Origin of the sequence: Pseudomonas azotoformans (assembly GCF_001579805.1) — a bacterium.
Taxonomy (GTDB): Bacteria; Pseudomonadota; Gammaproteobacteria; order Pseudomonadales; family Pseudomonadaceae; genus Aquipseudomonas; species Aquipseudomonas azotoformans_A.
Genome location: NZ_CP014546.1, coordinates 2,726,964 through 2,749,555, shown reverse-complemented (window position 1 = coordinate 2,749,555; position 22,592 = coordinate 2,726,964). Strand labels below are relative to the sequence as shown.

The window sequence follows — 22,592 nt, the reverse complement described above, 5'->3', positions numbered from 1 at the left end:
TTCCCGTTCTCAATGAAAAAGAGATGTTATATTGTAACTATAACTTTCAAATCTTTTAGTCGTTTTGCCAAGGAATGTGTCCGATGTCCCTCTCTTCTCTCTGGCGCTTGTCCCCGCTTGCCGCGGCCCTGTTGATTGGCTCCGAAGCCCACGCGCTTGAGCTGCAACCCCAAGTCATCACCGGCAACCCGTTGGGCAGCGAACAGCTCGCCTCGCCCACCACCGTGCTGGAAGGCGATGACCTGACCCTGCAACAAAAAGGCAGCCTCGGCGAGACCCTCAACAAGCAGCCGGGTGTGTCCTCTTCGTACTTTGGCCCAGGCGCCAGCCGGCCGATCATCCGGGGCCAGGACGGCGACCGCATTCGTATTCTGCGCAATGGTGTGGGCGCGCTGGATGCGTCGTCGCTGTCCTACGACCACGCAGTGCCGCTTGACCCGGTCAACGTCGACCGCATTGAAATCGTGCGCGGCCCAGCCGCGTTGTTGTACGGCGGCAGCGCCATCGGCGGTGTGGTCAACACCTTCGACAACCGCATCCCGACCGAAGCCATCGAAGGCATCCACGGTGCCGGTGAACTGCGCTACGGCGGCGCCGACACCACCCGCAGCAGCGCGGGCAGGCTGGAAGCCGGCAACGGCACCTTTGCCTTGCACCTGGATGCGAATGCGCGGGAATTCAACGACCTGAAAATCCCCGGCCAGGCCCGCAGCCGTCACGCACCAGAAAGCGACGACGCACCGGGTAAAAACGGCCGTCTGGGTAACAGCGATGGGCGCCAGGACGGCGGTGCCGTGGGCGGTTCCTACACCTGGGACGACGGTTATGCTGGTTTGTCCTACAGCAATTACGACGCGAACTACGGCTCCCCGGCCGAGCAGGACGTGCGCATCCGCATGAAGCAGGATCACTACGCCTTCGCCTCGGAGATTCGCAACCTGCAAGGCCCGTTTACCTCGGTGAAACTCGACGCGGGTTACACCGACTACGAACACCGCGAAATCGAAGGCGGCGAAACCGGCACGATCTTCAAGAACAAGGGTTATGAAGCCCGCGTTGAAGCCCGTCATCAGCCGATTGGCCCGCTCGATGGCGTGGTCGGTGCCCAAGTCACCCGCAATGAATTCTCGGCCCTCGGTGAAGAAGCCTTTGTACCGCAGACCGACACCACGGCTGGCGCGCTGTTCATCCTCGAAGAAATGCAGGCCACCGAACGCCTGAAACTCAGCCTCGGCGGACGCCTGGAACACACCAGCGTCGACCCGGATGCCAAGGGCAACGCACGTTTTGCAGGGGCCGACAAATCCAACGATTTCACCGCCGGCAGCCTGTCTTCCGGCGCGGTCTACACCCTCACGCCGGTCTGGTCCCTGGCCGCGACCCTGGGCTACACCGAACGCGCACCGACTTTCTACGAGCTGTACGCCAACGGCGCCCACGTTGCCACCGGCACCTACGAGCTGGGCGATGCCAACCTGAAGAAAGAAAAAGCCGTGTCCAGCGACCTGGCGCTGCGCTTTGACAACGGCACTCACAAGGGCAGCTTCGGCGTGTTCTACAGCCGCTTCTCCAATTACATCGGCCTGTTGGGCAGCGGTCGCACGCTGAACGATGAAGGTGAAGAAGACGCCGGCGGCATCCCCGAGTACAAATACTCCGGCGTGCGCGCCCGTTTCGCCGGTTTTGAAGCCCAGGATCACTGGAAGCTTGGCGAAAGCGCCTACGGCAAGTTTGCCTTGGAACTGTCGGGCGACTACACCCGTGCCACCAACCTGGACACCGGCGAAGCCTTGCCGCGTATTGCGCCGCTGCGCTTGAACAGCGGCTTGCTGTGGGAACTGGACCGCTGGCAGGCACGCATCGACGTGGAACATGCGGCAGGCCAAGGCCGTGTGCCGGATAACGAGAGCGGCACCGATGGCTACACCACCTTGGGGGCGAGCGCGGGTTATCGCTTCAACATGGGTGGCAGCCAGTGGTTGGCGTTTGTGAACGGTGAAAACCTGACCAACCAGACCGTACGGTATGCCAGCTCGATCCTGCGGGATATTGCGCCGGCGCCGGGGCGGAGTGTGCAGTTCGGCATTCGTACTACCTTCTAACCCACACCATCACTCCCTCTGCGGGAACCGGATTTATATGGGAGCTGGCTTGCCTGCGATGCGGCCACCTCGGTGTTTCAGTAATACCGAGGTGATGCTATCGCAGGCAAGCCAGCTCCCACAAAGGCCCTACCACGCTCAGCTTTTGCAGCGACACTTGGTCACTGTTACCAATTCAGAAATGATGCATATCGCGATTCGTCCTTTCTCTCCAAGACAACTCCCTTTATCCTTGCCCGCAATAAACTGAAACGTTTCACTTCCGCGGTCGACCCCATCTTGCCGAATTCCCCCTCCGCCCAAGACAGCGCTGTCTTACACCGACCTGCGCCTGGGGATAAATCGCCCGGCTGTGGATAACCCCACTTATCCCCAGAAAAACCGAATTAACGCTGAACCAAGCCCGTGTCGAATCGTCATCTACAGTGAAGAAACACGGGGATACATAATTCCAACGTCACGGAGAAACACACTATGAGCACTGATGGTGCTTCGAGCCCTAGCCGCCTGCTGCCCAGGCTGCTCGGCGTCTTGCTGCTGATCATGGGCCTGGCCTTGCTGGCCGGGGGTATCAAGCTGACGATGCTTGGCGGGTCGCTGTATTACCTGCTGGCCGGTATCGGCATCACCCTGACCGGCATCCTGTTGCTGGCCACCCGTCGCGCCGCGCTGGGCCTGTACGCACTGGTGCTGTTTGCCAGCACCGTGTGGGCCTTGTGGGAAGTCGGCCTGGATTGGTGGCAGTTGGTGCCGCGCCTGGCGCTGTTGTTTGCCCTGGGTATCGTCATGTTGCTTCCGTGGTTTCGCCGTCCGTTGCTGCGTGGCCAACCTGCCCCGCTGGGCACTGGCGCGCTGAGCGTGGCCGTAGTGCTGGCGGGTGCTACCGCCCTGGCCAGCCAGTTCACCAACCCCGGTGAAATGGTCAAGACCGGCCAACTCGACCGCGACGCAGTCCCTGGCATGGCCAGCGCTGCACCGTCCCAGGCCGATGGCGACTGGAACTCCTACGGCCGTTCGGGCCTACGGCGATCGCTACTCGCCATTGGCGCAGATCACTCCGGAAAACGCCCACAAGCTGGTGCCGGCGTGGACGTATCGCACCGGCGACATCCCTGGCCCGAACGATCCAGGCGAGACCACCGCAGAAAACACCCCGCTGAAGGTCAACGGCATGCTCTACGTGTGTACGCCGCATAGCCAGGTGATTGCGCTGGACCCGGACACCGGCAAGGAAATCTGGCGCTTCGATCCGAAGATCAGCAGCATGGGTGCCGAGAACTTCAAGGGCTGGGCCCACATGACCTGCCGTGGCGTGTCGTATCACGATGACGCGGCCTACGCTTCCGAGCAGAGTCCGACTGGCAGCGCCAGCCCGGCTGCCGCACCGAATGCCTGCCCGAAACGCATCTTCGTGCCGACCGCCGACACCCGTCTGATCGCCCTCAACGCCGACACCGGCAAGATGTGCGAAGACTTCGGTGACAAAGGCCAGGTCGACCTGCGAGCTAACATAGGTGGTTTCGCCCCCGGCGGTTACTACTCCACCTCGCCACCGGCCGTGACCAAAAATCTGGTAGTGATCGGCGGCCACGTCACCGACAACGTCTCTACCGACGAGCCGAGCGGCGTGATCCGCGCGTTCGACGTGCACACCGGCAAGCTGGTGTGGAACTGGGACAGCGGCAACCCGGACGACACCACCCCGTTGGCCGAAGGCAAGACCTACACCCGCAACTCGCCGAACATGTGGTCCATGTTCGCCGTGGATGAAAAACTCGGCATGCTCTACCTGCCGATGGGCAACCAGATGCCCGACCAATACGGCGGCGACCGTACCGAAGACTCGGAAAAATACAGCGCCGGCCTGACCGCCCTGGACATCGACAGCGGCCACGTGAAGTGGACCTTCCAGTTCACTCACCATGACCTGTGGGACATGGACGTGGGCGGCCAGCCGTCGCTGATCGACATCAAGACCGAAGCCGGCGTGAAGCAGGCGGTGATGGCGTCGACCAAGCAAGGCAGCATCTACGTGCTGGACCGTGCGACCGGCCAGCCTGTGGTGCCGATCCACGAAGTCGCTGTACCGCAAGGCGCTGTGGCTGGCGATCACACTTCGCCGACCCAACCGAAGTCCGACCTGAACTTCATGCCACCGCCGCTCAAAGAGCGTGACATGTGGGGCGTGACACCGTTCGACCAACTGCTGTGCCGGATTGATTTCAAATCCATGCGCTACGACGGTGCTTTCACTCCGCCATCGCTGCAAGGTTCGATCGTTTACCCAGGTAACTTCGGCGTGTTCGACTGGGGTGGCATTTCCGTCGACCCGGTGCGCCAGATCGCGTTCGTGAACCCGAGCTACATGGCGTTCAAATCCAAGCTGATCCCGGCCGCCGATATTGCCAAGCAAGGTCCACGCGTCAGCGAAACCGAAGGCGTGCAGCCGAACAAAGGCGCGCCGTACGGTGTGATCCTCGAAGCCATGCTGTCGCCAATGGGCCTGCCGTGCCAGGCACCGGCGTGGGGTTACGTGGCGGCGGTCGACCTGACCACCCATAAAACCATCTGGATGCACAAGAACGGCACCGTGCGTGACAGCGCGCCGGTTCCGATCCCGTTGACCATGGGCGTGCCTAGCCTGGGCGGCACCTTCACCACCGCCGGTGGCGTGGCGTTCCTCAGCGGTACGCTCGACCAGTACCTGCGTGCCTATGACGTGAAAAACGGCAAGCAACTGTGGGAAGGCCGCCTGCCAGCCGGCGCGCAAACCACCCCGATGACCTACACCGGTAAAGACGGCAAGCAATACGTGCTGGTCATGGCCGGCGGTCATGGTTCCCTGGGTACCAAGCAGGGTGACTATGTGATGGCGTTTAAACTGCCGGATTAAGCTTCACTGGCGGTAAAAAAAGGCGGCGACCTGTTGAGGGTCGCCGCCTTTTTCATTTACAACACCGATCAGAATGTGGGAGCTGGCTTGCCTGCGATAGCGGTGTATCAGCCAGAACAGCTTTCACTGACACACCGCTATCGCAGGCAAGCCAGCTCCCACATTTAAACGCTCGCTGTAATAACTTATATTGCAAAAAACTCTAAAAAACTGTGATTTATAACAGTAACCAAAAGCAGGTACCCCCCACATAATTTCATAGCGACAAGAGCCCTGGGGTAGAAGTTTTTAATACCGTTCTAAAACTTAACGAACATTGCGATGAGGTGACTTATGACTGGTAGTAAGAATAACACTGTTTCTGATGCAGACGTGGAAAAAGAGTTCGCGAAGCGCCTGAACAAAGGAATGACTTTTTCTTATGTCAACAGTAACGGCGCTGAAGAAACTAAAACTGGAACGTTGAAAAGCTATGATATGAACACAAAAACCTTTGTGGTTTTGTGGCAAAGTGCTTCTACAACTTACGATATGAACCAAGTAACAGGCTTCAAATAAGCCGTATTTTTCATATACAACACAGGTCAAATGTGGAAACTGACTTGCCTGCTCCCACATTTGGACATCATCGTCCGGGGGGGGGTCAGTGTTTGATCGCCCCCATTGATCGTTCCCACGCTCTGCGTGGGAATGCCGCTTATGACGCTCCGCGTCACGCTTCGGGACGCGGAGCGTCCGGGGCTGCATTCCCACGCGGAGCGTGGGAACGATCAGCCGTCAGTGTTCGATCACTTCGCCGCGCATCAGCGCCAACCGCGCAATCAGGCGGTTCTGTACCGGCACCGAGATGCCTTCCTGATCCATCGCCTTGATCAAATCCTCCACCAACGCATTAAAATCACTGCGGCTCACATTTTGCCCCTTATGACTCTCCGCCATGCTATCCCCGGTATAGGTGCACGGCCCGCCCGCCTCCACACAAAACTGTTCGATCAACTTGTTGCGCAAACGCTGGATATCAATGCGACGAAACCGCTCGACGATGCGTTCATCCCGGGCGATGTTCAGCAGCAGACCTTCGACAATCCGCGTGATGCCGGGCATGGCGCCAAGGTCGCGGTACAGGCTGTCATCCTTCGGTGGTTGTTGCGCGCAGGCGCTGAGGCACACGACGAGAACCAGCGGTAACCAGCGCATCAGAAACTCCCCTGCACAGACAGATAAGTGCCGTTCTGATTAGCCAGCGTGGCGATTTCGCCGAGGCGTGCGTAGGCCAATACAAACGACACATGCTTGTTGGGAAAGTAGCCGACGAACACATCCGCCCAGTCACTTTCGCCGGCAAACGACAGGTTGTCGGGCTTCTCGCGGTACTCCACGCCCACCGCCCAGCGCGGGTTGAGCAGCAGCGCCAGCGAGCCTTCCTTGAGCAGGCTGCGGCTGTCGCGGCGGTCGCCGCCAAAGCCAAGCAAACCGATTTCATTCGCCCGGCTGTAGCGCAGGCTGCCGTTGACCAGCACGTTGTAGCCAAACGCGGCGCCCATGAACAAGCGACTGGCGGCGAGGTAGCCTTCGACGTCGCTGTCACGCTTGGCGCCCACCAACTTCGGGATGTCGAAGTTGGTCTGGTGCTTGTATTCCAAGCCCAGGGACACTTGGGGCAAATCGTCGTAGATCACGTCGCCAAACAGTCGCACCTTGAGGCCCAGCACGTCCTGGCCGAGGTTGTCTTCGGGCAGATTGAGCGTGTGCACCAGCGTGCCGAGGTCGAAACGCTGGCGGGCGAAAGACACTTCGACGCGGTTGTCATACGCCAGCGCCAACCCGGCCACGTCCAGCCGATAGTCCGGCAGGTTGACCGTGGTGGCGAACGCCGTGGCACCCCACTCGTGCTGTTCGCCATAACCGGCCAGCACCGCCCACGGCGTGATCCCGCCGCCCGCCGTACCTTCAATGCTGCTGGCGCCACCCGTGGCAATCAGACGGCCGTTATCGGCCCACGCCGTTTGCAGGGTCAGTACACCAAGGCAACCGATCAGAAAAGAAACACGCACCGTCATGCCACTCAATGAACCAGGGAAGTTTGCGCACTGAGGGGCAAGGCCACCCAGGCTTCGAAGGCGTCGGCACTCAAAGGCCGACTGATCAGGTAACCCTGGGCCGTGTCGCACTGCCAACGCTCCAGCAAGCGCAGGCTGTGGGCGTACTCAACGCCCTCGGCGACCACCTTGAGGCCCAGGTTGTGGCTCATCTCGATGGTGGAGCGCACGATCACCGCGTCTTCACTGGTTTCATCGAGGTTGCGCACAAAGGATTGGTCGATCTTCAACTCTTGCACCGGCAAGCGCTTGAGGTGGGCCAATGACGAATAACCGGTGCCGAAGTCGTCCACCGACAGGCCGATACCGCAGTCGCGCAGCAAGTTGAGTACCTTGAGGGCTTTTTCCGGCTCGCGCATCACCGCGCTTTCAGTGATTTCGAACAACAGCTGTTCCGCTGGCAAGCCGTAGCGACGCAACAACGCCGACACGCGGTGGGCCAGTTCATCGCCGAGCAGATCGTCGGCCGAGATGTTCAGCGACAACTGTAGCGACAGGCCACGCCGGTTCCATTCGCACAACTGGCGAATGCCCTCTTCGATCACCCATTGGGTCAGCAACTGGATGCTGCCCGAGCGTTCGGCCAAGGGGATGAATTCCGCGGGCGAGACCATGCCAAATTGCGGGTGTTGCCAGCGCAACAGGGCTTCGGGCCTGGCGCACGTGGCCCTGGCGAATATCCAGTTTGGGCTGGTAGTGCAGCAGCAGTTGGCCCTGGTTAGGCGCGTGGCGCAGGTCGCGGATCAAGGTGATTTGCCGGCGATGCGCAAGGTCACGGCCCTGCTCGTAGATCTGCAAGCGCCCCGGCATTTGCGCGGCGTCTTTCATGGCGATGGCCGCGCGTTCCAGCAAGGTTTGGGGACTTTCGCCATCGGCCGGGTAGGCCGCGATGCCCAGGCGGCAATCCAACGCCAGGTCATGGCCATTGATGCGCTGGGGACGCAGCAACAGTTGCTGAAGTTTGTCAGCCATGCCCACCGCCTCGTCACTGCCCGCGCCTTCCAGCAGCAGCAGGAACTCATCGGCGATCAGGTGTGCCAAGGTGTCGCCGGGGCGCAGCGCCGCCTGCAGGCGCTGGCTCACCGTCAACAGCAATTGGTCCACGGCTTCGGGGCCGGCGGCTTCGCTGGCGGCGCGCAGGTTGTCGATGCCCAGGTAAATCAGCGCCATCGGTCGTTGCAGGGCAATCGCACTGCCCAGGCGCTCCATCGCCAGCGCACGATTTGGCAGGCCGGTGAGACGATCATGCAGGGCGTTGTGCGCCAGCTGTTGTTCACGCTCGGCAATCCCGCTTTGCATGGTGTTGACCGCCAGCGCCAGGCGCCCCAGTTCATCACTGCGCGCCAGCACGACCGGGGTCTGGTAGTCGCCGCTGCGGATTCGCTCGGCCGCCAGCGCCAGCGCCTGCACCGGGCGCGACACCGTACGGGCCAGCAGCAAGGCACCGACCAGAGACGCTATCAGCGCGACCAAGGCTATCCCGAGGATCTTTTCATCCAGCGGCACAAACGCCTGCATCGCCGCGTCCAGCGGACTTTGCAGCAAGGCCAGGACTTTGCCGTTTTCATCGCTGGCCAGGACCAACGACTGGCTGAGAAAGCTGTGTTCAAGATGATCGGTGGTCGACACGCCACGGCGCGTCGAGTCGCCTTGCATCAATACGCTGATGCTCTCGCGCAGCACCTGTGGCTGGGTGCTGACCAACTCGCCAGGGCGGTCATGGTCAATCGCCAGGAACGAGACTTCCAGGTTGCTCAACGAACGCAGCTCATCGGCAAACGCTGCGTCCATGCTGAAACCCATCACCACCCGCGCAATCGGCAATGGCGCCAGCACCGAAGCCTCCACCAACAGATGCGGCTCGCCTTGCAACGGCACCATCAACATCGCCTGGCGATTGCGTCGTGCTTCGCGCAAGGCCTGGTCGTAACGAAAGGTCGAGCCCTCCGGGACTTCCTCCAGGGTGCTGGCCAGGACTTTGCCGTCCATGCCCAGCAGGATCATGTCGCTGGCGTTGATGCGCTTGCCGTGGTTGAGCAGCACCGAGCGCATCGTCGCCGAATCGCCACTGGCGACCGCATCGCGAAAACCGAAGTCGGCGGCCAACAGCTGAACGCCGTCAGCCAGGCGCCGACCACGAACATCGAGCAAGCGCTCGAACACCCGCGTGCCCACTTCCAACTGGGACAGGGCCTGGCCGTGTACCGCCGAGCGGGTCGCCGCCTTGACGCTGAAATACAGCGCGCCGATCACCACCAGCGACAGCAGGATCAGCACACTGGCGACACGCGCCTGGAAACTACTGCGCAGTTTCACGGGCGGCTCGATTGAAGGCATCACCAAAGGCGCTGGGCGTCGGCGGCAGATCCGCGGACGCAGGCTCCAGGCTCATTGAAACCCGATGGCTCAGGCCCGCAGCGGGGATTTTCAAGGTACCGCCGTCCAGCGGCTGCATACCCGCCAACTGCGGGTGCCACAGGGTCACGTGGTAGTCACCGGCCGGCAGTTGCTCCAGGCGCACGCGTCCCTCGGCATCGCTGACACCGAAGCGAGGATCATCGGTCACGTAGATATAGCCGAGCATCCAATCATGGATATTGCAGCCCAACACCACGACCCCGGGCTTGTCGAACAGCAGCGGGTCGGATGGCGTGCCCTCGTATAGCCGCAGCTCAAAGCGCTTGGCGGTGGAAAACGAATAGACCTGATGACGAATATTGTCGCTATTGGGGAAGCGCACCTGCGTGCCGGTATGCACCGCCAACACATGGGGCGCGAAGCGTTGGCCGCGCTGGTCCATATCCGCCTTGAGCACACCCTCGGGCGCACCAACCGGGCCCCGCACGGTCACCACCGCGTCGGTCACCGGGCGGCCATCGGCCTGGTAAGCCAACACCTCAAGCGTCGCCGCAGGCACAAGGCCGGCCGCCGCCAGCAACAGCGCAGCAAGGGATAACAGAGAGAAAATCCGAGCCATGGTCGATCCGCAGAAAAGGGCTAAAAGAGCGGCCAGCCTTGGCACAACAGCATTGAACTGCGAGCATGATGACGCAAATAAGGCCAATTGCCATCACTGGACATGCATCAATACATGACCGCCGGTCGGCAAAAACCTATGCAACCGGTCAGGCTCTGTAGAGGTTATCGACCCCGTCTTGAAAATCTGTAGTCGATGGGAAGGGCTTATCTAGATCGGCACCCGTTCGCGACGCATCCACATCTCGAACGCCATGGCATTCAAGGGCCGACTGATCAGGTAGCCCTGGGCAGTGTCGCAATTCCACTGTTTGAGCAGCTTCAGGCTGGGGGCGAATTCCACGCCCTCGGCGACGACCTTGAGCCCAAGGTTATGGCTCATCTCGATGGTGGAGCGCACGATCACCCCGTCGCCACTGGTGCTGTCGAGGTTGCGTATGAAGGATTGGTCGATCTTCAACTCCTGCACCGGCAGGCGCTGCAATTGCGCGAGCGATGAATAGCCGGTGCCGAAGTCATCCACCGACAAACTGATGCCGCAGCCGCGCAACTGCTCCAACACACTGAGGGCCTGTTGTGGGTTGTGCATGATCGCGCTTTCGGTGATCTCGAAAATCAGTTGCTCGGCGTCCACCTGATATTGCATCAACAGCGCAGTGACACGAATCGCCAGGTCATCATCAGCCAAATCATCCACCGAGATATTCACCGACAGCTGGATCAGCATGCCGCGCTGCGACCACTCGGCGATCTGGCGGATGGCTTCTTCAATCACCCACAGGGTCAGGCTGCCCATGCTGCCGGTGCGTTCGGCCAAGGGGATGAACTCTGCCGGAGACACCTGGCCGAGGGTCGGGTGCTGCCAGCGCAACAAGGCTTCGGCCTGGCGTACGTGGCCATGCTTGAGGTCGAGTTTGGGCTGGTAACACAGGAACAACTCACCCTCGATGGCCGCTCGACGCAGGTCACGAATCAGGGTGATCTGACGTTGGTGGGCCAGGTCGCGGTCCTGCTGGTAGATCTGCAAATGCCCCGGCAGGCTGGCCGCGTCATGCCGGGCGATGGCGGCGCGGCTGATCAACTCTTCCACTTGCTGGCCGTCGGCCGGGTAGGCGGCGATGCCGATGCTCACTTCGTGGCGCAGCTCGTCATGGCCGATGCGCTGCGGCTCGGTGAGCAGCGCGTAGAGACGGTCGGCGCGGGCCACGGCGCGATCAACCTCAGTGTTTTCCAGTAGCAGCAGGAACTCACTGCCAGCGATACGCGCCGCCGTATCGCTGGCCAACAGGCTCATGGACAGGCAGCGACTGGCTTCGCGCAGCATCTCTTCAACGCCTTCAGGGCCGAAACCTTCGTTGATCACCCGGTAATTTTCGATGCCGACGTACAGCAACACCACCGGCCGTCGCGCACTGATCGCACTGCCCAGGCGCTCCATGGCCAGGGCGCGGTTGGGCAAACCGGTCAATGGATCGTGCAGGGCGTTATGCGCCAACTGCCGCTCACGCACGGCAATGCCGCTTTGCATGGCATTGAAGGCGCGGGCCAGCAAGCCGAATTCATCGTGACTGCGTACTCGCACCGGTGTGCGGTAATCACCGGCACCGATACGCTCGGCCGCCTGCACCAGGGCATTGAGCGGGCGCGATACCCGTCGCGCCAGAAACAGCGCGCCGGCCAACGACACCAGCAGCACTGCCAGGGCAATCCCGAGGAACTGCCGGTCCAGCGGCGCAAAGGATTCCAGGGCATGGTCGAGTGGGCTTTGCAGCAGCACGCGCACTTCATCGCCATCGTCGGTGTTGGCCAGCGGCAGCACCTGGCTGAGTACCCGCTGGCCATAGAACAAGTGGATTTTCGGCTCGGGGTCGACATGCCCCTCGCGCAACAGGCTGAGAGTGGCGGCCTGGTAAGCATCCGGCTGCGTGCTGTACAGCGGGCCGGGGATGCCGTTTTGCACGCTGAGGAACGACACCTCCAGATTGCTCATGGAACGCAGCTCATTGGCGAACAGCTTGTCCATGGGAAAGCCCATGACGATGCGTGCGATGGGCAACTCGTCGAGCACTTCATCCTGCACCAACAGATACGGCCGTCCGTCCAAGGCCACGATCAGCATCTGCAGGCCCGTGCGCCGGGCATGGCGCAGGGCGTTGTCATAGGGGAAAAGCTGGCCGCGCGTGAGGATGGGCAAGGTGCTGACCATGACCTTGCCGTCCAGGTCCAGTACGAAGACCTCGCTGGAACGGATGCCCGTGCCGTGGCGACGCAATGCAGCCAGAATCGGCACAGTCTTGCCTTCGGCCACAGCTTGTTTGAACGGGAGGTCGACGGTCAGCCAGTCGAGCCCGTATTGCAGGCGCCGCCCGCGCAGGTCGATGAGGCGCTCGAACACTTGGCTGCCGGTTTGCAACTGGACTTGCGCCTGGTTTTCCACGGCGCGGGTGGTGGCGGTCTTGACGGCGAAATAGGTGGCGCCGACCACCACCAGCAGTAACAGCGCCAGCACCCCGGCGATGCGGGTTTGGAACGTGTGGCGCCACCTCATTGCAGTGCCCTCTGGCAGCGTTCGCCTCTCTCTGCCATTACGTCCCTTTGTCATGTGCATTCCTTGCGACTGCTGACCTGGCGTCAAAAAAATATCCATTTGGATTGAATATTAGGTCTTAGGAGATTAGCTGGGACTTGGGTTAAGTGCACCCAATAAAAGCGGGGAGTTTGGTGGCGGTTTTTTGGCGACAATGGGTTGGCTGGGGATTGAGTTGAGTACATATCCGTTATTTGGGTAACGGCTGATATGGGTTCCGCCCTTACGGCGGGTCACTTTGCAAAAGCGGCAAAGTAACCAAAACGCTCTTGCCCCAACACTCGGCACCTCGCTTAGGCTCGGTGTTCCCTCACTCCGGCTTGAATCCGTGGGCCGCCGCGATGGGCCATCCTTGGCCCAGCGCGGCTAACCCGGCGTCCTGCCGGGTTACCCACGGATTCAAGCCTGCGTTCGGCCAGCGTGTTTGACGGGGCGCGCCAGATCAAAAGCAAAAGCGCGGCGGCCTGGTAGCCGACCGGTTTCTTGAAGCCGGTCTCGGTTCAAATGTGGGAGCGGGCTTGCTCGCGAAGGCGGGGTGTCAGCTATTACATCTTTGACTGATCCACCGCTTTCGCGAGCAAGCCCGCTCCCACAATTTAGATCTCCTATATCAGGTAGATATCACTCTGCTCTGGCTCTGGCTCTGGCTCTGGCTTTGTTTTTGATTTTGATCTTAGGCGCCCCGTCAAACACGCTGGCCGGAATTCGGCAGGGATTTGGGGGGTAAACCGGCAGGGATGCCGGTTTAGCCGCCCCGCGCCATGGATGGCGCGTGGCGGCGGCCCCCCAAATCCCTGTCGGATTACGGGCACACCGAGCCTAGGTGAGGTGCCGAGTGTTGGGGCAAGAGCCCTTTTGGTTACTTTTGGCTGGGCCGGCATTCCGGGCTCTTTTCCAAAAGTGACCCGCTGTAAGAGCGGAACCAATATCCGCCGTTACCGAAGAAACGGATATGTACTCAATCAATCAAACACACCGAGCCCGCATAAAATCCCCCCACCTGCGCACCAGATAATTATGCTCATCCATCACCGAATTCCACACCGCAATGTGCCCCATACGCGCCTCATAAGACCCCCCATCCCGCACCTCACCCACATCAATCAACGGCAACCCATCACTCCCGAGCAACTCCTCCCGAGCAGGCTTGCCGGCATACCAGTAATCCCACTCCGCACTGCTCAAGTGATCCCGACTCCGCGCCGGATTGCCAATGTAATACCCCTGGCGCGCCATCACCGCCCCAGGCCACCCCGACAACCACCAATTCAAATACGCATAAGCCGCATCCAACACCGGCCCCTTCGCATGTCGCGACAACGACAACCCACCAAACCACGCGCGATAGCCTTCACGCGGCACCGCCAAGCGGTATTTCACACCCGCGCGATGAAGGCGCATCAAGGTCGGCGACCACAGGCTCTGGATATCGATACTCGGGCTGAGCATCAATTGCGCCGCCTCTTCATCATCAGACCAGAACGCCGCAAAGTGCCCCTCCTTCTGCTTGCGCACCAGGATATCGGCGAGCACGTCGATCTCCTCGATGCTCATATTGCCGATGTCCCTGAAACTGGCCAGCCCCGCACCCTGCACCGCCAATGCAGCATCCAGCGCGCCGATGGCGGCATCACTTTGCAAAGCCGTGCGTGCACGCCAAGCAGGATCGAGCAGCCAGCCCCAGCTTTCATTACCGTGGCAAAAGCCTTCGGGCAAGCGTTCGGGACGGTAGGCGAAACTGTCGGCGTTGTGGGTCAGGGGCAACATGCTGATGCGCTCGGTGACCGTGCTGCCGAGGCTGCCGTCGTGCTGCACGAACAACCGTTCGCTGGGCACGCTGCCGCTGCCCAGTCGGTCATCCGGTGATAGGCGACCGCGCTTGGGCAAATCATTGATTTCGTGCCACAGCGCGATGCGCCGGGTGTCGATAGGCTGGATGGCCCGGGCCGGCCACACGAAGTCGACGTTGTGGAACCATTGGTCGTAGAGGTCGTAGCTGTCGGGTTGCATCACCGCGATGCGTTGGGCCTGCTCGACATCGTGTACTTGGTAGACCAGGCGAATACCCAGCTCCTGTTCCGCACGGACGCGCAGGCATTCAAGCAGGGTGACGGAGGTGCCGAGGACGCGCAGAGTGATCATGCCGCGAAACGCCGTGAAAACACGTTGAAGGAGCGTCGCAACAGCTCGGGGTCGAGGCCGCGCAGGATAAACACCAGGCGCGACTGCCGATCGGTGCCCGGCCATGCAGGCAAATGAACCGGCGCATGCAGGCAATGCTGCACACCATGAATGACGATGGGAGCGTTACTGGCGTTCACGTTGAGCAGCCCTTTGACACGAAGGATTCGTTCGCCGTGGCATCTTAACAGCATCGACAACCACACCCCGAAACCCACCCAGTCCAGCGGCTGGTCGAAGGTCAGGCTGCACACTTGGGCGGCGCCGTGGGTCGCGGTGGTGGTGCGATGCAGTTGCCAGCGACTGACTTCCACGGCGGGTTCGGCGCTGCGCAGGCCTTCGCCGAGCAACAGTTGATCGCCGCTGTGGATGTCGTGGGTATCGAGGATCGGCGTACCGGCATTCAGCGCCTGCAAGTGAGCGCATAACGCCGTGCAATCGCCGGCCAGGTCGGTCTTGCTCAACAGCAGGCGATCCGCCGCCGCCACCTGCGCCAGCCATTCCGGGTGCAGGCGTTCTTGCAGGTCGGCGTGGCTGGCATCGACCAGGGTGATCACCAAGCCAATATGGAAACGCCCGCGCAGTTGCACGTCGTTGTTCAGGGTGGCAAGAATCGGCGCCGGGTCGGCCAGGCCGGTGGTCTCCAGAATGACGCGCTTGAACGCCGGGATTTCACCACGCTCGCGGCGTTGCAGCAGGCCGAGCAGCGCGTCCTTCAGCTCGCCTCGGATCGAACAACACACGCAGCCGCTGGGCAGCAGTACGGTGTCCGGCGCGACTTCTTCCACCAGCAGATGGTCGATGCCGACATCGCCGAATTCGTTGATCAGCAGCGCGGTGTCGCCCAGGCTCTCGCCTTGCAGCAGACGCTTGAGCAAGGTGGTCTTGCCGCTGCCGAGGAAGCCGGTGATGACATTAAGGGCGATGCTCATACGGATGACTCCAGATGATCCAGCAAGCGCGGGTCAAGGGGATCCAGCGAACGGCCGAGCATCGTCTCAGCCGCCTGCCAGAGTTGATCCAGACCGCTAGCCAATTCCTGCTTGCCGGTAGCGCCCAGCAGCAGATACGACGCCCCCTGGAAATCTTCGACCTTAAGCCGGAACACCGCCAGCACCTGATTGATGGCGGCGATTCGGCGCAGGCGTTCGCGGCGTCGGGGCAGTTCGTCGCCCAGAGGATCGCTCCAGTGCAAGTCTTCGCCGAGCAAGCCGCAGAGTCCACACATGGCTATACCTCACTCATGGCATGACATCGCCGGAGTTCGGACCCAGGGTCTGACCGACGAACAGGTTGCCACCGGGCTCGCTGACCAGCAGCACCGCCGTGGGCGCCACTTCATCCGCCAGGGCCGAAGCGCCCCAGGGGCAGTTCCTTGGCCTTGGCACGTTTCCAGTCGTCGCTGATACCGCCCACCAACGGCGTCTCGATCGGGCCGGGCGCGATGGCGTTGACCAACACATTGTCCTTGGCCACTTCCAGGGCCAGGGACTTGGTGAAGCCGATCACCCCGGCCTTGGCCGCCGCGTAATGGGTCAGCTCGGCGCCGCCCTTGATGCCCAGTTGCGAGGCGACGTTGATGATCCGTCCCCAACGCTGCGCGAGCATATGCGGCAAGGCGCGCTGGCTGGCGACGAACACGCTGGTGAGGTCGACGCGCAGCATGTCGTTCCACATCTCGATGGACAGGTCGACGCAGCGCGCCTGGGTGAGCATACCGGCGTTGTTGACCAGGATATCGATGCCGCCGAAGTGTTCGACGCAACGGTCAACGCTCGCCTGGGCACCTTCGACAGTGCCGACATCGGCCAGGCATTCGAACACCTCGGCGCCGAGGTTGCGGCAGGTGATCGCCGTTTCCGCGAGGCTGGCAGCGTTGCGGTCGGCCAGCACCAGGCGCGCGCCTTCAGCGGCGTAGGCACGGGCGATGGCGGCACCGATGCCGCTGCCAGCGCCGGTGATCACCGCGCGGCGGTTTTCCAGTTGTCTCATGTTCATTCCTCAATCAGTCCGGCCAGCGCACGGTAAGGCCACCGTCGATGACAATGCTTTGCCCGGTCAGATAGCTCGACGCGTCACTGGTCAAAAACTGCACCAGCGACGCCACTTCATCCGCCCGCCCTACCCGGCCCAACGGAATCGCGTGCGCCGCTTTGGCCAAGCCTTCCGGCCCCAGCGAGTTCTTTGCATCCAGCGACTGCGGCGTCTCGATCAACCCAGGAATCACCGCATTGCAACGAATGCCCTTGGCCGCCAATTCCACCGCCAGCGACCGGCACAGCCCCGGCACGCCAGCCTTGGCCGCCGCGTAGTGGCTGTGTTCCTGCCAGCCATACACGCCGCCGGCAATCGACGAAATCGCCACCAGCGCGCCGCCTGCATGCATATGTCGAGTTGCCGCGCGGAAGGTGCGCATCACCCCCGTGAGGTCGACATTGAGCATTTCGTCCCACAACGCGTCGGTCATCTCCAGCAAGGGTGCGCGGCGCAGCAGGCCGGCGTTGGCCACGGCGTAATCGAGTCGGCCGAAATGCTGGATGGCTTGCGCGGCCAGTGCATCGACCGAAGCGGTGTCACCCACGTCCAACGGCAGCATCAGGCACTCCCCGCCCGCCTCGTCCACCAGGCTGACGGTGGTCTGCGGGTCATAGGGATCGGCCGGGTAATACCCGCCGACCACCGCTACGCCATTACGGGCATAAGCCACGGCGAGGGCTTGGCCGATGCCGCTGGCGGCACCGGTAATCAAGGCAACTTTACGGCTCATCGAACACTCCTTACTGAACGGTTTCCGGACGCACATGACGTGCGGCAAACATCAAGGCGCCAGACAGGAAGCACGGCAGCGCACCGAACCACAGCGCAGCGGTCTGCCAGTCGCTGCCAGCGGACAACACCTGGGTCGCGCCAAAACCTGCGACTACCGCACCAATCGGGCCCATGGCATGGATGATTGCGCCACCGGTGGCGCGGATGCTGGTGGGGAAACTCTCGCTGATAAAGAACAGCGCCGCCGAGTACGGCCCGATCAGGAAGAACAGGCCCAGGCTGTACAGCCCGACCACCATCGGCATATTGCTTGGGCCAAACAGCATCCCGGCAAACGACAGGCCGCCGAGCATCCAGCCCAGGCCGATCACGTTGCGACGGCCGATCTTGTCGCCCATCCAGCCGTGGCTGAGGTAACCGCAATAGCCGACCAGGTTCGACAGCACCAGGATGATCAGCGAGTTCTCGAACGAGATGTGGTGCACGCTGATGATCACCGAGGTACCGAGCACGCTGAACACCTGGATCGCCGCCCAGTTGAGCAACAGTGCCGCGCCAATCACTAAGGTGGCGCGACGCGCCGGGCCACGGAACGCGGCTTTAAGGCCCGCCTTGCTGTGTTCGTCGTAATCCACGCCGTAGGTGGCGGCGACGTTTTGCGCTTCTGTGACGGCGCCGCTTTTACGCAATTGGCTGATGCGCTGGTGGATCTGGAACTGCGGGCTCTCCTTGAGCTTGCGCGCCATGATCGCGATGACGATGGCCGGGATCGCGGCGAAGATGAAGCAGCCCTGCCAGCCAATGACCGGCAGCAACAGCGCGGTCAAACCGGCGGCAATCAAAGCACCCACCGGCCAGCCGCCCTGCACCAGGCTGTAGATAAAACCCCGGCGCTTGGTCAGGCGCGGATCCTCAGAGGCACCGTACAATTCACTCAAATACGTGGCGTTGACGGTTTCCTCGGCATACCCCAAACCGCCCAAGGAACGGATCAAGATCAGCGGCGACTTACCCCACGCCCCGCCAATCGCCGTCAGCGCCGAGCACAGCGCAGAGCCGGCCACCGTGAAGATAATCCCGGTGCGCCGCCCCAATTTGTCCACCACCGGGCCGATGGCAAACGCGACCACCGCCGTGCCCACCGCCACCCACGTCGCGATTTCCGCTTGCTCCACTTCACCCCAGCCAAAATGCCGACCGATCTCCGGCAACAAGGTGCCGAACAGGATGAAGTCATACACCGCAAACACCCAGGCGAAAAACGCGATCCAGGTGGCGAAACGCACCTCCTTGGACGTCAATTGCCGGGGTTTCCAGCCAGTCAGGTCAAGCTTGTTGTAGATGGACATGGGTCGCGCCTCAGGAATAAGGGGTCAGGTACGGGGTTGGCGGCGGATGAAGTCGTCGGCGATTTCGTCAAAGGTGACGAAGCGCACGCCGGCATGGCTCTGGATGTGTTCGATCAGGCGCTCCAGCATCAGCAGCACTTGTGGGCGGCCGGATACGTCGGGGTGGATGGTCATGGTGAACACCGCGTGTTCGTGTTCGCGGTAGACCCAGTCGAACTGGTCGCGCCACATTTCTTCCAGGTGACGCGGGTTGACGAAGCCGTGGCTGTTGGGGGCTTTTTTGATGAACATCATCGGCGGCAGGTCGTCCAGGTACCAGTTGGCCGGGATCTCCACCAGGTCGGTTTCTTCGCCGCGAACCAGGGGTTTCATCCAGGTGTCGGGGTGCTGGCTGTAGTCGATCTTGGTCCAGCTGTCGCCCTTGCGCACGTAGTAGGGGTGGAAGTCGTTGTGCATCAGGCTGTGGTCGTACTTGATGCCTTTTTTCAGCAGCAGTTCGTTGGTGACCTTGCTGAATTCCCACCACGGCGCCACGTAACCCGTCGGGCGTTTGCCGGTGACCTGGGTGATCAGCTCGATGGATTTATCCAGGACGATTTCTTCCTGCTCGGCGGTCATGGCGATGGGGTTTTCGTGGCTGTAGCCGTGCACACCGATTTCGTGACCGGCGTCGGCCACGGCTTTCATTTGCTCGGGGAAGGTTTCCATCGAGTGGCCAGGGATAAACCAAGTGGTGCGCAGGCCGTAGCGCTCGAACAGTTTGAGCAGGCGTGGCGCGCCGATTTCACCGGCGAACAGGCCACGGGAGATGTCGTCCGGCGAATCTTCGCCGCCGTAGGAACCGAGCCAGCCGGCGACGGCGTCAACGTCGACGCCGAATGCACAGAGAATGTCTTTAGCCATGATGTGTCTCCTTAAACGTTGAGTACGGATTCGACGGACAACGCTGCGCGCAGCAGGCGAGCGTCTTCCCCCGTCGGGGCGCTGAGCAGCAGCCCGGTGGGCAGGCCCTGGGCATCGCGGCCGCTGGGCAGGTTCACACCAGGCATGTCGAGCAAACTGCCGGGCATGGTCAGGCGCAGGGTGGCGAGGTTGGTGTTCACAAACAGGTCGTCGTCGGCTTCCAGCGGTGCCAATGCGGGTGCGACGTGGGCGACGGTGGGGATGATGAGGATGGCGCCGTCGAGGTCGTCGACCAGTTGCTGTTGCAGGCGGCGGCGGGCATCGACCAGATGCAGCAGTTGGCTGGCCGGCAGCGTGCGCGCGGCTTCGAGGCGGCGGCGTACACGCGGGTCGAGTTGTTCGGCGTCAGGGCTGTCGAGCAAGGCTTCGTGCAGGGCGAAGGCTTCGAAGGAACCGAGCCAGCCGTGGTGTTTGATCAGGTCGAGGGTGGCCTGGAAGGTCGGGCATTCGCGCTCTTCGATCAGTGCGCCGTGGGCCTTGAGTTGCTCCACGGCGCGCAGCAGGTTGTTGCGCACAGCGGGTTCAACATCCTGTTGCGCCAGCACAAAACGCTGACCCTTGAGGCTGCGGGCGGTGTGGGTTTGAGTGCGGCCATGCAGCAGATCGTCAATGGCCAGGGCATCACGCACACTGCGAGTCAGCGGGCCCAGGCTATCGAGGGTATGGGCCAACGGGAACACGCCGTCGCGGCTGTAGCGTCGGCTGCTGCTGCGGTACCCCACCAGGCCGTTGAAGGCAGAGGGAATGCGGATCGAACCGGCGGTGTCGGTGCCCATGCCGATCGGCACGATGCCAGCGGCGACGGCCACGGCTGAACCGGACGACGAACCGCCAGGAATGCGCGGTTGGTCAGTGCCATGGGGGTTGTGCGGCGTGCCGAAATGCGGGTTCAGGCCCAGGCCGGAATAGGCCAGTTCGCTGAGGTTGGTCTTGCCCACACTGACCATCCCGGCGCGGCACAGCAGACCTACGCTTGGTGCGTCGAGCAACGCGGCAGGCGCAGTGCGGCGGTAGGCCGCGCCCGCAGTGGTGACGCTGCCGGCCACGTCGAACAGATCCTTCCAAGCCAGGGGCACGCCGTCGAATACGCTCAACGGCTGGCCGGCGCGCCAACGGGCGGCAGCGGCTTCGGCTTCGCGACGCGCACGCTCGGCGGTCAGGCTGATAAACACCGCCGGGACCTCACTCGCCTTTTCGATTGCCTGTTCGAGGATTTGCACCGGATCGCTGCGACCGCTGGCGAAATCCTCGGCCATTGATGTGGCGTCTGACATCAGGGTGACCCTCATAAAACGTACATATTAATAAAATGTACATTTTACAAAGGCAGATTTCGTGCCAGTCTTTCTCCGGGAGCATTTACGCAATCAGGGGATTTCGCCCAGAACTACGGGATAGATGGTTTTAATCAGCCGGAAAAAATCTTGCCAGGAAGAAGGAAAGCGCCTTCAATGAAATAATGTATCTTTTATTAATAAGTACATTTTGGTGCAGAAAAGTAACATTCCCCGATTCCGAGCCCCACAAAGGTGCCACCGCTGTGGCGCAGGGTGACAGGCGTAACTTATGAGAGAATCCCCGGCCACCGTCCTACAAGCCCCAGAGAAAGCGATGAAAGCAGCGTCCGCCTCGGCCTCCCGTTACGCGATGATTCACCAGGTATTGCGTGATGCGATCGTCAACGGCACCGCGCGCCACGGCCTGGTCTTGCTGGAGGCGCCACTGGCCGAGTTGTTCGGCACCAGCCGTGTGCCGGTGCGCCGAGCCCTGGACCTGCTGCATGAGGAAGGGTTGATCTGCCGCTTCAACGGTCGGGGTTACCTGATCAACCCCGACGGCCTGGCCATGGAACCGCTACGCTTGCCCTTGAGCCATGCACACCTGGGCCTCAACGGCGAAGATGAGTTGGTGGATACGCGGCCACTGGGCGAGCGCATCGTCGAAGAGATCGGCGCGGCGTTGTCCACCTGCATTGCCTTCGGCCATTACCGCCTCGATGAGCAAGCCGCCGCCGACCACTACGGCGTCAGCCGCGCGGTGGTGCGTGAGGCGCTGATGCGCCTGCGCGACCGGGGATTGGTGGAAAAAGAGCCCTACTCCCAATGGCTGGCCGGACCGCTGACCGCCCGTGAAGTCACCGAAGACTACGAACTGCGCGCCTGCCTGGAGCCCGAAGCTTTGCGCCAAAGTGCGCCGGGGCTGGACCGCGAGATGCTGGAAGCGATGTTACAACGCGTGCTGGACGCCCAGGACAGCGCCCATTGCAGCCTGGAGGCCATCGAACAGATCGAGGAGGACTTGCACCAGCGCTGCCTCGCCGGCCTGCAGAACCGCAAGATCGCGGCGTTGATCCGCCAGGGCCAAAGCCCGATGATCATCAGCCGGATTTTCTACCGTTTGCTGGGGATCGGCGCCGATCCGGCCATGCTGGCCGAACATCGGTTGATTCTGGAATTACTGCTGCACGGTGCATTTGATGCAGCGGCGTTGAACCTGCGTGAGCACCTGCAACGGGCGCGGCAGCGCATGCTGCAACGGTTGAAAGTGTTGTCAGTGCTGCCGGAGCAGCCATTGCCGAGCTATCTGCATAAGATCAGCTGAATTCATGCAATTTGTTGCTAACTTCACGCGACCATTGAAACCACCGCTACCCCGCCCCATCTAACCTGCATA

The 22,592-nt window shown here is 61.7% G+C and carries 14 protein-coding genes and 3 pseudogenes; 4 read left to right on the top strand and 13 right to left on the bottom strand.

Annotated elements, in window-relative coordinates:
* The first annotated feature begins 83 nt into the window (after nucleotides 1-83).
* The 3 genes and pseudogenes from AYR47_RS12735 (at nucleotide 84) to AYR47_RS12725 (ending at nucleotide 5,553) form a co-directional block, all read left to right on the top strand.
* Nucleotides 84-2,102: a TonB-dependent receptor gene (locus AYR47_RS12735; RefSeq protein ID WP_061435442.1), complete on the top strand. Its 2,019-nt coding sequence runs from the start codon at nucleotides 84-86 to the stop codon at nucleotides 2,100-2,102.
* Between the two features lie 474 nt (nucleotides 2,103-2,576).
* A pseudogene (locus AYR47_RS12730) lies at nucleotides 2,577-4,995 on the top strand (glucose/quinate/shikimate family membrane-bound PQQ-dependent dehydrogenase).
* 333 nt (nucleotides 4,996-5,328) lie between these two features.
* On the top strand, nucleotides 5,329-5,553 hold the full coding sequence (locus AYR47_RS12725; RefSeq protein WP_033902425.1) for a hypothetical protein: 225 nt from the start codon (nucleotides 5,329-5,331) through the stop codon (nucleotides 5,551-5,553).
* Nucleotides 5,554-5,772: 219 nt separating this feature from the next.
* On the opposite strand, the gene AYR47_RS12720 is transcribed toward AYR47_RS12725, so the two are convergent.
* The 13 genes and pseudogenes from AYR47_RS12720 to AYR47_RS12660 all read right to left on the bottom strand — a co-directional run bounded on the left by AYR47_RS12720 (nucleotide 5,773) and on the right by AYR47_RS12660 (nucleotide 21,193).
* Nucleotides 5,773-6,192, bottom strand: coding sequence for a group I truncated hemoglobin (locus AYR47_RS12720; protein ID WP_061435440.1), 420 nt, complete (start codon nucleotides 6,190-6,192; stop codon nucleotides 5,773-5,775).
* On the bottom strand, nucleotides 6,192-7,055 hold the full coding sequence (locus AYR47_RS12715) for a DUF3034 family protein (RefSeq protein WP_033902427.1): 864 nt from the start codon (nucleotides 7,053-7,055) through the stop codon (nucleotides 6,192-6,194). The genes AYR47_RS12720 and AYR47_RS12715 overlap by 1 nt, the downstream gene beginning before the upstream one ends.
* Before the next feature lie 5 nt (nucleotides 7,056-7,060).
* Nucleotides 7,061-9,410, bottom strand: a pseudogene (locus AYR47_RS12710) (putative bifunctional diguanylate cyclase/phosphodiesterase).
* On the bottom strand, nucleotides 9,394-10,071 hold the full coding sequence (locus AYR47_RS12705; RefSeq protein WP_061435439.1) for a methylamine utilization protein: 678 nt from the start codon (nucleotides 10,069-10,071) through the stop codon (nucleotides 9,394-9,396). The pseudogene AYR47_RS12710 and the gene AYR47_RS12705 overlap by 17 nt, the downstream one beginning before the upstream one ends.
* A 210-nt stretch (nucleotides 10,072-10,281) precedes the next feature.
* Nucleotides 10,282-12,618 carry a putative bifunctional diguanylate cyclase/phosphodiesterase gene (locus AYR47_RS12700; protein ID WP_033902430.1) on the bottom strand — a complete coding sequence of 779 codons (2,337 nt, stop codon included), beginning with the start codon at nucleotides 12,616-12,618 and terminating at the stop codon, nucleotides 10,282-10,284.
* 1,005 nt (nucleotides 12,619-13,623) lie between these two features.
* Complete coding sequence (locus tag AYR47_RS12695; RefSeq protein ID WP_061435438.1) at nucleotides 13,624-14,799, bottom strand: ABC transporter substrate-binding protein; 1,176 nt, start codon at nucleotides 14,797-14,799, stop codon at nucleotides 13,624-13,626.
* Complete coding sequence (locus tag AYR47_RS12690; RefSeq protein WP_061435437.1) at nucleotides 14,796-15,770, bottom strand: CobW family GTP-binding protein; 975 nt, start codon at nucleotides 15,768-15,770, stop codon at nucleotides 14,796-14,798. Before AYR47_RS12690 ends, AYR47_RS12695 begins: the two co-directional genes overlap by 4 nt.
* The gene (locus AYR47_RS32030; protein ID WP_082461892.1) at nucleotides 15,767-16,066 is read right to left on the bottom strand and encodes a hypothetical protein; all 300 of its coding nucleotides are present in this window, start codon (nucleotides 16,064-16,066) and stop codon (nucleotides 15,767-15,769) included. The genes AYR47_RS12690 and AYR47_RS32030 overlap by 4 nt, the downstream gene beginning before the upstream one ends.
* 13 nt (nucleotides 16,067-16,079) lie before the next feature.
* Nucleotides 16,080-16,830: pseudogene (locus AYR47_RS12680) on the bottom strand (SDR family NAD(P)-dependent oxidoreductase).
* A gap of 13 nt (nucleotides 16,831-16,843) precedes the next feature.
* Entirely contained in the window at nucleotides 16,844-17,605 is a 762-nt protein-coding gene (locus tag AYR47_RS12675) for an SDR family NAD(P)-dependent oxidoreductase (protein ID WP_061435434.1), read from the bottom strand.
* Nucleotides 17,606-17,615: 10 nt separating this feature from the next.
* Nucleotides 17,616-18,956: an MFS transporter gene (locus AYR47_RS12670; RefSeq protein WP_061435432.1), complete on the bottom strand. Its 1,341-nt coding sequence runs from the start codon at nucleotides 18,954-18,956 to the stop codon at nucleotides 17,616-17,618.
* A gap of 24 nt (nucleotides 18,957-18,980) precedes the next feature.
* The gene (locus tag AYR47_RS12665; protein ID WP_003234086.1) at nucleotides 18,981-19,859 is read right to left on the bottom strand and encodes a polysaccharide deacetylase family protein; all 879 of its coding nucleotides are present in this window, start codon (nucleotides 19,857-19,859) and stop codon (nucleotides 18,981-18,983) included.
* A gap of 11 nt (nucleotides 19,860-19,870) precedes the next feature.
* Nucleotides 19,871-21,193 (bottom strand): amidase, encoded by a 1,323-nt coding sequence (locus AYR47_RS12660; protein ID WP_061435430.1) that lies wholly within the window; start codon nucleotides 21,191-21,193, stop codon nucleotides 19,871-19,873.
* A 337-nt stretch (nucleotides 21,194-21,530) separates the two neighbouring features.
* On the opposite strand from AYR47_RS12660, the gene AYR47_RS12655 reads away from it, so the two are divergent.
* Complete coding sequence (locus AYR47_RS12655; RefSeq protein ID WP_033902439.1) at nucleotides 21,531-22,520, top strand: GntR family transcriptional regulator; 990 nt, start codon at nucleotides 21,531-21,533, stop codon at nucleotides 22,518-22,520.
* Nucleotides 22,521-22,592: the final 72 nt, after the last annotated feature.

What these genes read in the sequence shown, in the direction of transcription:
- AYR47_RS12735 (WP_061435442.1), top strand. Translation starts at nt 84, where the DNA reads ATGTCCCTCTCTTCTCTCTGGCGCTTGTCCCCGCTTGCCGCGGCCCTG.
- AYR47_RS12725 (WP_033902425.1), top strand. Translation starts at nt 5,329, where the DNA reads ATGACTGGTAGTAAGAATAACACTGTTTCTGATGCAGACGTGGAAAAA.
- AYR47_RS12720 (WP_061435440.1), bottom strand. Translation starts at nt 6,192, where the DNA reads ATGCGCTGGTTACCGCTGGTTCTCGTCGTGTGCCTCAGCGCCTGCGCG.
- AYR47_RS12715 (WP_033902427.1), bottom strand. Translation starts at nt 7,055, where the DNA reads ATGACGGTGCGTGTTTCTTTTCTGATCGGTTGCCTTGGTGTACTGACC.
- AYR47_RS12705 (WP_061435439.1), bottom strand. Translation starts at nt 10,071, where the DNA reads ATGGCTCGGATTTTCTCTCTGTTATCCCTTGCTGCGCTGTTGCTGGCG.
- AYR47_RS12700 (WP_033902430.1), bottom strand. Translation starts at nt 12,618, where the DNA reads ATGAGGTGGCGCCACACGTTCCAAACCCGCATCGCCGGGGTGCTGGCG.
- AYR47_RS12695 (WP_061435438.1), bottom strand. Translation starts at nt 14,799, where the DNA reads ATGATCACTCTGCGCGTCCTCGGCACCTCCGTCACCCTGCTTGAATGC.
- AYR47_RS12690 (WP_061435437.1), bottom strand. Translation starts at nt 15,770, where the DNA reads ATGAGCATCGCCCTTAATGTCATCACCGGCTTCCTCGGCAGCGGCAAG.
- AYR47_RS32030 (WP_082461892.1), bottom strand. Translation starts at nt 16,066, where the DNA reads ATGTGTGGACTCTGCGGCTTGCTCGGCGAAGACTTGCACTGGAGCGAT.
- AYR47_RS12675 (WP_061435434.1), bottom strand. Translation starts at nt 17,605, where the DNA reads ATGAGCCGTAAAGTTGCCTTGATTACCGGTGCCGCCAGCGGCATCGGC.
- AYR47_RS12670 (WP_061435432.1), bottom strand. Translation starts at nt 18,956, where the DNA reads ATGTCCATCTACAACAAGCTTGACCTGACTGGCTGGAAACCCCGGCAA.
- AYR47_RS12665 (WP_003234086.1), bottom strand. Translation starts at nt 19,859, where the DNA reads ATGGCTAAAGACATTCTCTGTGCATTCGGCGTCGACGTTGACGCCGTC.
- AYR47_RS12660 (WP_061435430.1), bottom strand. Translation starts at nt 21,193, where the DNA reads ATGTCAGACGCCACATCAATGGCCGAGGATTTCGCCAGCGGTCGCAGC.
- AYR47_RS12655 (WP_033902439.1), top strand. Translation starts at nt 21,531, where the DNA reads ATGAAAGCAGCGTCCGCCTCGGCCTCCCGTTACGCGATGATTCACCAG.